The 12461-nt window shown below is 65.7% G+C and carries 13 protein-coding genes and 2 tRNA genes; 7 read left to right on the plus strand and 8 right to left on the minus strand.

Going from position 1 to position 12461, the window contains the following annotated elements; translation table 11 throughout:
• Nucleotides 1–8: 8 nt before the first annotated feature.
• Complete coding sequence (hisA, locus tag P0645_RS09755) at nt 9–728, minus strand: 1-(5-phosphoribosyl)-5-[(5-phosphoribosylamino)methylideneamino]imidazole-4-carboxamide isomerase (protein ID WP_284164378.1); 720 nt, start codon at nt 726–728, stop codon at nt 9–11.
• Between the two features lie 135 nt (nt 729–863).
• Here hisA and P0645_RS09760 point away from each other — a divergent pair, with 135 nt between their 5' ends.
• The gene (locus P0645_RS09760) at nt 864–1259 is read left to right on the plus strand and encodes a DUF2147 domain-containing protein (protein WP_502854274.1); all 396 of its coding nucleotides are present in this window, start codon (nt 864–866) and stop codon (nt 1257–1259) included.
• Here P0645_RS09760 and P0645_RS09765 read toward each other — a convergent pair whose 3' ends face one another.
• The 7 genes from P0645_RS09765 to P0645_RS09795 all read right to left on the minus strand — a co-directional run bounded on the left by P0645_RS09765 (nt 1260) and on the right by P0645_RS09795 (nt 6381).
• Complete coding sequence (locus P0645_RS09765; protein WP_284164379.1) at nt 1260–2171, minus strand: glutaminase; 912 nt, start codon at nt 2169–2171, stop codon at nt 1260–1262.
• Complete coding sequence (gene hisH, locus P0645_RS09770) at nt 2168–2809, minus strand: imidazole glycerol phosphate synthase subunit HisH (protein ID WP_284164380.1); 642 nt, start codon at nt 2807–2809, stop codon at nt 2168–2170. The genes P0645_RS09765 and hisH overlap by 4 nt, the downstream gene beginning before the upstream one ends.
• Nucleotides 2806–3393: an imidazoleglycerol-phosphate dehydratase HisB gene (gene hisB / locus P0645_RS09775; RefSeq protein WP_284164381.1), complete on the minus strand. Its 588-nt coding sequence runs from the start codon at nt 3391–3393 to the stop codon at nt 2806–2808. Before hisB ends, hisH begins: the two co-directional genes overlap by 4 nt.
• 122 nt (nt 3394–3515) lie before the next feature.
• Nucleotides 3516–3590: transfer RNA gene (locus P0645_RS09780), tRNA-Gly, on the minus strand.
• 142 nt (nt 3591–3732) lie between these two features.
• Nucleotides 3733–3806 (minus strand) — tRNA-Cys (locus P0645_RS09785).
• Between the two features lie 41 nt (nt 3807–3847).
• The gene (locus P0645_RS09790; protein WP_284164382.1) at nt 3848–4471 is read right to left on the minus strand and encodes a response regulator transcription factor; all 624 of its coding nucleotides are present in this window, start codon (nt 4469–4471) and stop codon (nt 3848–3850) included.
• Entirely contained in the window at nt 4468–6381 is a 1914-nt protein-coding gene (locus P0645_RS09795; RefSeq protein WP_284164383.1) for a sensor histidine kinase, read from the minus strand. The genes P0645_RS09790 and P0645_RS09795 overlap by 4 nt, the downstream gene beginning before the upstream one ends.
• A 234-nt stretch (nt 6382–6615) precedes the next feature.
• Between P0645_RS09795 and P0645_RS09800 the strand changes: the two genes are divergently transcribed.
• The 6 genes from P0645_RS09800 to P0645_RS09825 all read left to right on the plus strand — a co-directional run bounded on the left by P0645_RS09800 (nt 6616) and on the right by P0645_RS09825 (nt 12411).
• A complete protein-coding gene (locus P0645_RS09800) occupies nt 6616–7617 on the plus strand; it encodes a TRAP transporter substrate-binding protein (RefSeq protein ID WP_284164384.1) in 1002 nt (333 codons plus the stop codon).
• 73 nt (nt 7618–7690) lie between these two features.
• Complete coding sequence (locus tag P0645_RS09805) at nt 7691–8320, plus strand: TRAP transporter small permease (RefSeq protein WP_284164385.1); 630 nt, start codon at nt 7691–7693, stop codon at nt 8318–8320.
• Entirely contained in the window at nt 8317–9639 is a 1323-nt protein-coding gene (locus P0645_RS09810) for a TRAP transporter large permease (protein WP_284164386.1), read from the plus strand. Before P0645_RS09805 ends, P0645_RS09810 begins: the two co-directional genes overlap by 4 nt.
• A 151-nt stretch (nt 9640–9790) precedes the next feature.
• Nucleotides 9791–10843, plus strand: coding sequence for a lysine-2,3-aminomutase-like protein (locus P0645_RS09815; RefSeq protein WP_284164387.1), 1053 nt, complete (start codon nt 9791–9793; stop codon nt 10841–10843).
• Between the two features lie 132 nt (nt 10844–10975).
• Nucleotides 10976–11137, plus strand: a complete 162-nt coding sequence (gene hemP / locus P0645_RS09820) for a hemin uptake protein HemP (protein ID WP_267632549.1) — start codon at nt 10976–10978, stop codon at nt 11135–11137.
• 17 nt (nt 11138–11154) lie between these two features.
• On the plus strand, nt 11155–12411 hold the full coding sequence (locus P0645_RS09825) for an imelysin family protein (RefSeq protein WP_284164388.1): 1257 nt from the start codon (nt 11155–11157) through the stop codon (nt 12409–12411).
• Nucleotides 12412–12461 lie beyond the last annotated feature (50 nt).

The raw sequence follows: 12461 nt of genomic DNA on the forward strand, positions 1-12461 counted from the left end.
CGGGGGGGCTAGGGCCGCAGCGCCGCAATCGCCTGGGCAAGGTCGATGGCCCCGTCATAAAGCGCCCGGCCCGAGATGGCGCCCGCGATGACGCCGGTATCGCGCAGTGCGACGAGGTCGGAGAGAGAGGAAACGCCGCCGCTTGCGATCACGGGGATCGAGACGGCGCGGGCAAGGGCCTCGGTCGCCTCGATGTTCGGGCCGCCCATCGCGCCGTCGCGCATGATGTCGGTGTAGATGATCGCGGCGACGCCTGCATCCTCGAAGCGCCGCGCGAGGTCGGTGACCATCACGTCGGTCTCCTCGGCCCAGCCCTTGGTGGCGACCCGGCCGTTCCGCGCGTCGATGCCGACGGCCACCTGGCCCGGGAAGGCGCGGGCGGCCGCGCGCACGAGATCGGGGTTCTCGACCGCGACGGTGCCGAGGATGACGCGGGCGAGGCCCTTCGTGAGCCACATCTCGATCGTTGCCATGTCGCGGATGCCGCCGCCAAGTTGGGCAGGGACCTTGACGCGGGCGAGGATAGCCTCGACCGCCGCGCCATTGACCGGCTGGCCCGCGAAGGCGCCGTTCAGATCGACGAGGTGGATCCAGTCGCAGCCCGCGCGCTCGAAAGCGGCGGCCTGCGCGGCAGGGTCGGTGCCGAAGACGGTGGCCTTGTCCATCTCGCCATGCAGAAGCCGGACGCAGTTGCCGTCTTTCAGGTCGATGGCGGGGTAGAGGATCATCGCTTGCCTTCCTTTCGGGTTGCGCGCCTCTTGCCACAGGGGTTTTCCCTTGCCAAGGCCGGTGCTACGCGACGTAAATCTTGCCAGAAGGGAAAGCACCGGGAATCATCGCGGCAAAACCCTCGGGAGGACAAGATGATCAAGAAACTCGCCCTTGCGGCAGTCGTGACCCTTGCGGCAGGTGCGGCATTCGCCGACCCGGTCGAGGGCGTCTGGAAAACCAAGCCCGACGACAATGGCAATTTCGGTCATGTCCAGATCGCGCCCTGCGGCGCGAAACTGTGCGGCGTGCTGATCAAGGCCTTCGACAGCGCGGGCGCCGAAAAAGCCTCGGAAAATGTCGGCAAGCAGATCGTCTGGGACATGACCGCCAATGGCGACGGTTCCTACGGCGGCGGCAAGGTCTGGGCGCCGGATCGCGACAAGACCTACAAGTCCAAGATGTCGCTTTCGGGCGACACGCTTTCTGTTTCGGGCTGCGTTCTGGGCGGCGCGATCTGCCGCGCGTCCGACTGGACGCGGGTGCAGTAATCAGCCGAAGATCGACCAGCCGAGGCGGCGGGCGAGCATCTCGACCGCCTCGGTACCAAGCTTGGAATTGCCCTGTTCATTGAGGCCCGGCGACCAGACGGCGATGGACGCTCGTCCGGGGGCAATGACCAGAATTCCGCCGCCGACGCCTGACTTGCCGGGCAGGCCGACGCGGAAGGCGAAATCGCCAGAGCCGTCGTAATGGCCGCAGGTCAGCATCAGCGCGTTGATCCTGCGTACCCGGTCGGCCGAGATCAGGCGCGGGCGCGCGCCCATCAGGAAGCGGCCGGCTCGGGCGAGCTGATCCACCGTCATCTCGATGGCGCATTGGTGGAAGTAGGCGCCGAGCGCCAGTTCGGGCGCGTTCGTCAGATTGCCGTGCGCGCGCATGAAATGGGCCAGCGCGAAGTTGCGGTGGCCGGTTTCGGTTTCCGACCGGGCGACATCGGCGTTGATATGCACATCCTCGTCGCCGGCCGCCGCTCGGATGAAGGTCAGAAGCTCGCCCAGATATTCGCGCGGCGCGTGGCCCGCGAGGGCGGCGTCGGTCACCACGATGGCGCCCGCATTGATGAACGGGTTCCGGGGGATGCCCCTTTCATGTTCCAGCTGCAGGATCGAGTTGAAGGCAAGGCCCGAGGGTTCGCGCCCGACCCGCGCCCAAAGCCGGTCGCCATGATGGCCAAGGGCGATGGCGAGCGCGAACACCTTGGAGATCGACTGGATCGAGAAGGGGATGGCGGTATCGCCCGCCGAATGCTGGCTGCCGTCGGCCAGAACGACGGACAGGCCAAACTGGCCGGGGTCGATGGCGGCCAGTTCGGGGATATAGTCGGCGGGCGTGCCGCGGTCGGTCCGGGCGGCCATTTCGGCCCGGATCTCTTCGAGGATCGCGGGGATAGCTTCCGTCACGGCGCCCAGCGGAGGAAATTGGCGATGATGCGCAGGCCGGTCGCCTGGCTTTTTTCCGGGTGGAACTGGGTGCCGAAGATCGTGTCGCGCCCGACGATGGCGGTGATGTCGCCGGCATAGTCGCAGTGGGCCAGCCGGTGGGCCGCGTCGGTCACGCGGAAATGGTAGGAATGGACGAAATAGGCGTGATTGCCGGTTTCCACGCCCTCAAGGCAGGGGTGGGGATGGTCGATCACGAGGTCGTTCCAGCCCATGTGCGGCACTTTCAGGGTGCGGTCGGCGGGGGCGATGCGCACGACCTCGCCGCCGATCCAGCCGAAGCCCTCGGTCGGGCGGTATTCAAGGCCGCGGGTCGCCAGCATCTGCATGCCGATGCAGATGCCCATGAAGGGCCGGGCCTTCCGGGTGACCGCCTCGTCGATGGCCTCGAAAAGCCCGGTGAAGCGAGAGAGCGCTTCCCGGCAGGCCGGGAAGGCGCCGTCGCCGGGCAGGACGATCCGGTCGGCGCGCGCGACATCCTCGGGGCGGGAGGAGACGATCACCGATCCCGCGCCGGTCTCGGACGCCATGCGCTGGAAGGCTTTCTCGGCCGAGTGCAGGTTGCCGCTGTCGTAATCGACAAGGACGGTCAGGCTCACAGCGCCCCCTTGGTCGATGGCAGCGCGTCACCCAGACGCGGGTCGGCTTCGACCGCCATGCGCAAGCTGCGCGCGACCGACTTGAAGGCGGCTTCGGCAATATGGTGGCTGTTCAGCCCATGGCGTTTCGTCACATGCAGCGTGATGCCGCCATGTGTGGCGAGCGCCTGGAAGAATTCGCGCACCAGTTCGGTGTCGAACGTGCCGATCTTCGCCGTCGGCATGTCGAGCGCCCAGACAAGGTAGGGGCGACCGGAGAGATCGAGCGCGCAATCGACCTGCGCATCGTCCATCGCCAGCGCGAAATGGCCGTAACGGCGGATGCCGCGCTTGTCGCCAATCGCCTTGGCCAGCGCCTGACCGATGGCGATGCCGGTATCCTCGACCGTATGGTGATCGTCGATATGCAGATCGCCCTTCGCAGCGACCTCAAGGTCGATCAGCGCATGGCGGGCCAGCTGGTCCAGCATATGGTCGAAGAAACCGACGCCGGTTTCATTCCGGTACTGGCCGGTTCCGTCGAGGGTCAGGCTGACCGTTATGTCGGTCTCGGCGGTCTTGCGGGTGATCGTGGCCTTGCGCATCTGGCTCTCCTTGATCCGCGGGCCTTATAGGCGCGCGCGCGCCGGACGCCAAGCGCGCAGCGCCTCAAAACCGCGGGGATGCGGCGGAACCGACACGTTCGCCTGTCACTTGTCGGGAAGATTGGAGCGGGCGAGGCGATTCGAACGCCCGACCCTAACCTTGGCAAGGTTATGCTCTACCCCTGAGCTACGCCCGCGCTCCGTGGCCGGTCTGCTACTGCAACCGCTTGGGAATGGCAAGGGCCAATTGCGGGCCGCAGGTGACTGATTGGCCAGGTAAGGTGCCCCTGCATTCCGCACCAGACGCCTGGAATGCGAACCAATTGATCCAGAAAGATTTGGAGGCGGGTACCGGAATCGAACCGGTCTTCACGGATTTGCAATCCGCTGCGTAACCTCTCCGCCAACCCGCCGGACCAAGGCGAGGGTTCTCTAGCTCGGGCGCGGCGCGGGGTCAACGGTCTGATTGCGGCAGGTTGGCCAGCAGGGTCGCCAGTTCGGTCGCGTTGCGGGCACCCATCTTGGCGAGGATGCGCGAGCGGTGGACTTCGACGGTGCGCATGGCGATGCCGAGCCGGTCGGCGATCTGCTTGTTGAGGCTTCCGGTCAGCATCAGCGCCATCACTTCTTCTTCCCGGGCCGACAGGGCGGCGCGGCGGGCGGCCAGATCGCGGCGCGCTTCTTCGCCGTTTTCGCGCTCGGCATTGAGGGCCATCGCTCTCAGTGCCAGATCGACGATCTGATTGTCGTTGAAGGGTTTCTCCAGGAAATCATAGGCACCCGCCTTCAGTGACTGGACCGCGACGGGCACATCGGCATGGCCGGTGAGGAAGATCACCGGTGCCTCGCAACCGGCGCTTCGCAGGGCATTGAAGGTTTCGGGGCCGCTCAGGCCCTCCATCCGGACATCCAGGATGATGCAGGCGCAGTCGGGCAGGGGGAGGGCCGCTAGGAAGGCCTCGCCTGAACTCCAGCCCTGTGCGGCAAGCCCGCGCGAGGCGAAGAGGAAGGCGAGCGAGTCGCGGATGGTTTCCTCGTCATCGATGATATGGATGCGGCCGGAAAGGGGCGCGGTCATTCGGCGATCTCCTCGGGTTCCTGTTGACGAGGGACATGAGCGGGCAGGGTGACCGAGAAGATTGTCCCGCCCGCCGCGCCCGGCCGGTGGAAGAGCTTGCCTCGGTGCAACTCGACGATCGAGCGGCAGATGTTCAGCCCCATGCCCATGCCCTGGGTCTTGGTCGAGGTGAAGGCGTCGAAGAGCCGGTCGGCCACGTCGGGCGCGATGCCGGGGCCGCGGTCCTCCACCTCGATCAGCGCGTCGCCCTCGGCGCCGCTCGAAAGCCGCAGCGTCAGGATACGGGCCTCGGGCGGCGCGTCGGCCATCGCTTCCATGCCGTTGCGGATGAGATTGATCAGGAGCTGTTCGATCAGGATCCGGTCGGCCTCGACAGGCGGAGCCGCCCGGAGGTCGGTCACCAGCTGGACGCGGTTTTCGCGGGCATCGGCAGCGAGGAAGCCAAGTGTTTCGGTGACGATCTCGGCCAGCGCGAGGGTCGAGAAGCGCGGCGCGCGCTTCTTCACGAAATCCTGGATGCGGCGGATGATCTGGCCCGCGCGGCCCGCCTGATGGGAAAGTTTCTCCATCGCCGGGCCGACGATTGCCGGATCGGCGTTGCCCTGCGCGATCAGGTTTGACACCCCCGCCGCGTAGCTTGCGATGGCGGCGAGCGGCTGGTTCAGCTCGTGCGCGAGCGTCGAGGCCATTTCGCCAAGCGTCACAAGCCGCCCGGTACGGGCGAGGCTTTCTTCCTGCAGGCGGGCGATGCGCGCGGCACTTTTCGCGGCACTGATGTCGATAACCGACCCCATCCAGCCACGATGCTCGCCCCGTGCGTCGATCAGGGGCGCCTCATAGACCTGCACATCGATCTCGGTCCCGTCGCGGCGCAGGAACCGGGTCTCGAACGATTGCGGCGCGCGGCCGCCCCTGTCCAGCGCCTCTTGGCGCGCGATCGTTTCTTCCAGTCGGTCCGGCGCCCAGTAGGGCATGGGCGCGGCGCGGCCCACGAGGTCGGCCTGTGGCCAGCCGACGAGATTGCAGAAGGCGGAATTGACATAAAGGATGCGTCCCGCCTTGTCCTTGGCGCGCAGGCCCACCGTCAGGCTTTCCTCCATCGAATGTCGAAAGGCCATTTCGGCGCGGAGCCTCCCTTCGGCGCGCCGCCGCCGCCGGGCGCTGAGGAAGAGCGCGAGCATGGCGAGAAGCGCGAAGAGCGCGAGCCCCGCGATGGCGGCGGTGATCAGCATGTTGGCGATGGCGACCGGCGGATCGTAGGGGGTGATGCTCAGCGCGGCCCCCCGGATCGGCGGATCGAAGCTGATCGTATGGGTCGGGTTTCCGGTTGCCGGGGTGCGGCCCGCGCGCAGGGCAATGGGGGCGCCGCCGCCATCGGTCAGCTGCACGCTGTATTGTTCGGCGATCCACCAGGGAATGTGGCGTTCAAGGAGAAGTGGCAGCGAGATCGTCGCGGTAACAAAATGCCCCTCGCCCCGCCCGCGAACACCCAGCGTGACGCGCCTCTCGCGCACATCTCCGTAAAGCGGCCGGGCGATCTGGGTCGCCGATCTTTGCAGGATTGCGGCAAGGCCGGGGTCGTCCGCGCCGTCGGGTCCGGGGATCGCCGCCCGTGCGCTGCCATCGGCATCGTGCCAGACGACCGACAGGACCTCGGGGTTGGCGGCGATATGGAGCCGCGCGCGGGCCTCGAGTACGCCCTGCGCCGTGCCGCTCGCCTCGTCAAGCGCGAGGCGGACCAGCATGTCCTCGTCGACCGACAGTTGGAAGCGCAAGGTCTGCTCGACCCAGAGCGCGTCGGTGGCAAGCTTGGTGCGGGCCTGTTCCAGATCGCTGCGGCTGACGAGCCAGAAAAGAAGGCCGATGAGGCCAACGAGGGCCACGATGGCGACCAGAGGGATGAGCGACAAAAGATCGACCCGCCCGCCCGCAAGGGCAGGGTCCGACGACCAGGGTTCGGCCTGATCCTTTTGCGTTGCGCGCGTCGGCAGGGTCCGTTCTCCTCCCCGGTTCGGGCCTGCCCTTGCAGGCTAGACCCGGCGATGGACCACTTCTATTGCGGAAACCCACAATAGCGAGACGTCGCCACGACTGGCAATAAGAAGCCAATCCGCCGGAGGGGCGGAGATGAGGAGGATATCATTATGTTGAATCGTCGCCTTTTCGCGGCCCTCGGTACGGCTGCAACGCTTGCACTGACCGTGGCCCTTCCGGCTCATGCCGAACCGATCGTCATCAAGTTCAGCCATGTCGTCTCGCCCGATACGCCGAAGGGCAAGGGTGCCGCGAAGTTCGAGGAGCTGGCCGAGAAATACACCAACGGCGCGGTGGACGTCGAAGTCTATCCCAACAGCCAGCTCTACAAGGACAAGGAAGAGCTTGAGGCGCTGCAGCTTGGCGCTGTCCAGATGCTGGCGCCGTCGCTGGCGAAGTTCGGTCCGCTCGGTGTGCAGGATTTCGAAGTGTTCGACCTGCCGTTCATCTTCCCGAGCTATGACGCGCTGCATGCGGTTACCGGTGGCGATGTCGGCAAGATGCTGTTTGCAAAGCTTGAGGACAAGGGCATCACCGGTCTTGCCTTCTGGGACAACGGCTTCAAGATCATGTCGGCCAACTCGCCGCTCAACGTGCCGGACGATTTCCTCGGCCTGAAGATGCGCATCCAGTCCTCGAAGGTGCTGGAAGCAGAGATGAACGCGCTTGGCGCGGTGCCGCAGGTGATGGCCTTCTCGGAAGTCTATCAGGCGCTGCAGACCGGCGTCGTCGATGGCACCGAGAACCCGCCGTCGAACATGTATACCCAGAAAATGAACGAGGTGCAGAAGCACGCGACCATCTCGAACCACGGCTATCTCGGCTATGCGGTGATCGTGAACAAGAAGTTCTGGGACGAGCTGCCCGCCGACGTGCGCGCCGGTCTGGAGCAAGCGATGGCCGAGGCGACCGACTATGCCAACTCGATCGCCAAGGGCGAGAATGACGCGGCGCTGGAAGCGATGAAGGCGGCTGGGACAACCGAGTTCCACGACCTGACGCCCGAGGAGCTGGAGGCCTGGAAGGCAGCCCTGCTGCCGGTGCACGAGGAAATGGCCGAACGGATCGGTGCCGAGACGATCGCCGCCGTGAAGGCCGCGACGGGCATGTAAGCGGAGGTATCGGGGCGGCCTTTCGGGCCGCCCCTTTCCCGACCCTTCACCCTTCATCCCATCGAGGTGCGCCATGCTGCGTCTTCTGGACCGGCTGGAAGAGGTGCTGATCGCCACGCTGATCGCGGTGGCGACGGTGCTGATCTTCCTTTCGGTGACCCACCGTTTCGCCATCGGTTTTGCCGCCGATCTGGTCGGCTACGCCCGCGCTCATGACATGCAGGGCCTGAGCGACACTGCCCGGTCGATCTTCAAGTCGATCAATGCGCTGAAGATGACCTGGGCGCAGGAAGCCTGCATCTATCTTTTCGTCTGGATGGCGAAGTTCGGCGCGGCCTACGGTGTGCGCACCGGCATCCATGTCGGCGTCGACATCCTGGCCGAGCGGCTGGAGGGGGCGGCGCGGCGCACGATCACGACCATCGCCATGTCGGGCGGGGTGCTGTTCACCGCCATCATCACCTGGATCGGAACCGATTTCGTCTGGCATGTCCGCCTGGGCGGGCAGACCTCGCCCGACCTCGAAATGCCGATGTGGATCATCTACCTCGCCGTGCCACTCGGCTCGGCGCTGATGTGTTTCCGCTTCCTGCAGGCGCTGCACCGTTACCTGACCACCGGCGAAATCGCGCATCACGATCACGGCGCGGTCGATGGTCTGGACGAGGAAGCCGAGGATCTGGCCAAGGGAGGTCACGCATGACCGCGCTTATCATCTTCCTGATCCTGGCACTCTTGCTGATCACCGGGATGCCGGTCTCGATCGCTCTCGGCCTCACGGTCTTTTCCTTCCTCTTCGCCTTCTCGGACGTGCCGATGGATTCCATCGCGCTGAAGCTGTTCACCGGGATCGAGAAATTCGAGATCATGGCAATCCCGTTCTTCATCCTCGCGGGCAACTTCCTGACCCATGGCGGCGTCGCCCGGCGGATGATCCGGTTTGCCTCGTCAATGGTCGGGCACTGGCACGGCGGCCTTGGCCTCGCCTCGGTCTTTTCCTGCGCGCTTTTCGCGGCGATCTCGGGCTCGTCGCCGGCAACGGTGATGGCGGTCGGCTCGATCCTGCTGCCGGCGATGGTAAGGCAGGGCTATCCCAAGCAGTTTGGCGTGGGCACGATCACCAGTTCCGGCGGTCTTGGCATCCTGATCCCGCCATCGATCGTCATGGTCATGTATGCCGTCGCGACCAGCGGCATGGTCGTGAAGGGGCCGAATGGCGAAGACGTGCTGTCGGCCTCTATCGGCGATCTCTTCATCGCAGGCGTCGTGCCGGGCCTGGTGCTCGCCGCGATGCTTGCAGGCACGACCACCTGGCGCGCCTGGAAGAACAACTATCCCCGCCAGCCGCGCGCGCCGTTTGCCGACCGCTGGACCGCCTTCCGCGAAAGCGTCTGGGGCCTGATGCTGATCGTCATCATCATGGGCGGCATCTACGGCGGCATCTTCACACCGACTGAAGCCGCAGCCGTATCGGCCGTCTATGCCTTCATCGTGGCGGTCTGGATCTACAAGGACATCAAGCTGCGCGACGTTCCAAAGGTTCTTCTGAACTCGGCTGCCATGTCGGCGATGCTTCTCTACATCATCACCAACGCGGTGATGTTCGCCTTCATCCTGACCTCGGAACAGATCCCGCAGTCGCTGTCGGAATGGATCGTCTCGCTCGGCCTTGGCAAGGTGGGCTTCCTGCTGGTGGTCAACGTGCTGCTTCTGATGATCGGGATGGTGATGGAGCCCTCCGCCATCGTCCTGATCATGGCGCCGATCCTCTATCCGGTCGCCATGGCGCTCGGGATCGATCCGGTGCATTTCGGCATCATGCTGGTCGTGAACATGGAGATCGGCCTCTGTACGCCGCCTGTGGGGCTGAACCTCTATGTCGCCTCATCCCTGTCGCGGCTCGGGCTGACCGAGGTGACGCGCTCGACATGGCCCTGGCTTCTGACGATGCTGCTATTCCTGATGCTCGTGACCTATGTCCCGGCGGTCACGCTGTTCCTGCCCCGCCTCATGGGTATGTAGGCTCGCACACGCCCAAAGACCGCCCGCGCCCAGGCCGGCGCGGGCGATTTCGTTTGCACATCTGCAGCTTTCTTCTGGCGATGGCATCCGCCCACAGGGTCGGCTATGGAAGCCGCCTGTCGCCTCAGTCGGGCGGCCATGCGGAGGTTTCATGACGGCAGGCAGCAGGATCGGCGTGCTCTCGACGGTCCGGGACCTGGTCGGTGCGGGACTCGCCGCCGAAGCACAGGCCGCCCAGCTGGAACGGGTCGCGGACGCGTTCCGCATCAGGCTGTCGGCGGAAATGAGCGGGGCAGCGGGCGATCCCGGCGTGGCGCGGCAATTCGTGCCCGCCGTTTCCGAACTGACCGTCCGCCCCGAGGAACTGACCGATCCGATCGGCGACCGGGCGCATATGCCGGTCGAGGGGCTGACGCACCGCTATCCCGACCGGGTGATCCTTGCCGTCACACAAAGCTGCGATGTCTATTGCCGCTTCTGCTTCCGGCGCGAGGTGGTGGGGCAGGGCGGGCTTCTGGCCGATGACCGGCTGAAGGCCGCGCTCGACTACATCCGCAGGACACCCGCCATCAGCGAGGTGATCCTGACCGGCGGCGACCCGATGACACTGTCACCGCGCCGCCTGGGCGCGATCCTGCAAGCGCTCGCCGCGATGGATCACGTCTCGCTCGTGCGGCTCCATACCCGCGTGCCGGTCGTCGCGCCGGAACGGATCGACGAAGCAATGATCGCGGCGCTCGGGGCGCATCCCACGGTCTGGATTGTCCTTCATTCGAACCATCCTGCCGAACTGACCGAGAATGCGTGCGCCGCGCTCGGGCGGCTGTCGGCGGCGGGCATTCCGCTTCTGTCGCAGACCGTGCTTCTGCGCGGGGTGAACGACGATGCCGAGGTGCTGGTGCAGCTTTTCCGCAGCTTCCTGAGGCTGAAGGTGAAGCCCTATTACCTGCATCATTGCGACCTTGCGCGCGGCACCAGCCATTTCCGCACCACCATTGCCGAAGGTAAGGCGCTGATGGCGGCACTGAGGGGCCGGGTCTCCGGCACGGCGCTGCCGACCTATGTGATAGATATCCCGGGCGGGTTCGGCAAGGTACCTGTGACCGACCCCTGGGTCCGCGCCGCCGCCGAGCCCGGCAGCCATCGCCTGACCGACTGGCAGGGCGGCGAGCATCTCTACCGCGACCCGGAGCGTGCACCGTAATCCGACTTAAAGAATCGGGCTTTACAAATCCGACTCTTTCGCTCATCTATTTCCGGAGCCAGCCCGCCTCTGGGCAAGCCGTATCGATCACCCATGCCCGCGTCATCGCGGGGCTCACAGGAGGTTTCAGCCATGACGATAGCGGTGCCTGGCGACGGTTTTAATTTCGATACAGTGCCGGTGCATGATGCCACCCGGCTGACAGCGGGCGGTCCGCTCGCAAGGATCATCTTGAACGGTCAGGTCTATTCGCTGCGCATTACCCGTGCGGGCAAGCTGATCCTGACGAAATGACGGGACATGGAGCGGGAATGAAACGGACGGCTTTCGCACTTCTTCTGACGACGACCTGCGCCGGGACGGCGGTCGCAGCCGACCGCGCGGCGGTGGTCGAAACCTATGCCGATATCGGTCAGGCGACCTACGAGGACAGTTTCACCAGAGCCGTCGCCTTGCAAAAGGCGGTCGAAGCACTGATCGCCGCGCCGTCCGAGGAGACGCTGCAGGCCACCCGCGCGGCCTGGACCGAGGCGCGCGCCTATTATCAACAAAGCGAGGTCTTCCGCTTCGGCAACCCGGTCGTCGACGATTGGGAGGGCAAGGTGAATGCCTGGCCGCTGGACGAGGGGCTGATCGACTATGTGGATGTCTCTTACGGCGAATCCGAGGAAAACCCGCTTGCGGCCGCGAATGTCATCGCCAATCCGAAGCTCGAGGTCGCGGGGCAGGAGATCGACGCGAGCGAGATCACGCCCGAGCTGATCGCGGGAACCCTGCATGAGGCCGACGGCGTCGATGCCAATGTCGCCTCGGGCTATCACGCCATCGAATTCCTGCTCTGGGGCCAGGATCTGAACGGCACCGGCCCCGGCGCGGGCGCGCGGCCCCATACCGACTATCTGCAGGGCGAGGGCTGCACAGGCGGCAATTGCGATCGCCGCGCCGCCTATCTGCGGGCCGCGACCGATCTTCTGGTCTCGGACCTTTCCTACATGGCAGGCGCCTGGGCGCCGGGCGGCGAGGCACGCGGCGTGGTGACGGCCTCGCCCGAGGCGGGGCTTCTGGCGATGCTGACCGGGCTCGGCTCGCTTTCCTACGGCGAACTCGCGGGCGAGCGGATGAAGCTTGGCCTGCTGCTCAACGACCCGGAAGAGGAGCAGGATTGTTTCTCCGACAATACCTACAACAGCCACTATTACGACGGGATCGGTATGCGGAATGTGGTGACTGGCCAGTACACGCGCGTGGACGGGACCGAAATCGCCGGTCCCTCGCTTCTCGATCTCCTGAAGGAGGCCGACGGAACGCTCGCGGGCCAGCTGGAAGGCCAGATCGACGGGACCGTCGCGGCGCTCGGTGCGATCAAGGCGGCTGCGGAAGCCGGCATGGCCTATGACCAGATGCTTGCGCCCGGCAATAAGGAGGGCGAGGCGCTGATCGGCGGCGGGATCGAGGCGCTGGTGGCCCAGACCGCGTCGATCGAGCGGGCGGTGGGTGCGCTCGGCCTTACGGCGGTCGCCTTCGAAGGCTCCGACAGCCTCGATAACCCGGGAGCGGTCTTCCAGTAACGGGCGGCGGACCGAACTGGCGGTGACCGGGACGGCAGGGTAGGAAGGGG

Source organism: Frigidibacter sp. SD6-1 (genome assembly GCF_030143255.1).
Taxonomy (GTDB): Bacteria; Pseudomonadota; Alphaproteobacteria; order Rhodobacterales; family Rhodobacteraceae; genus TMP-24.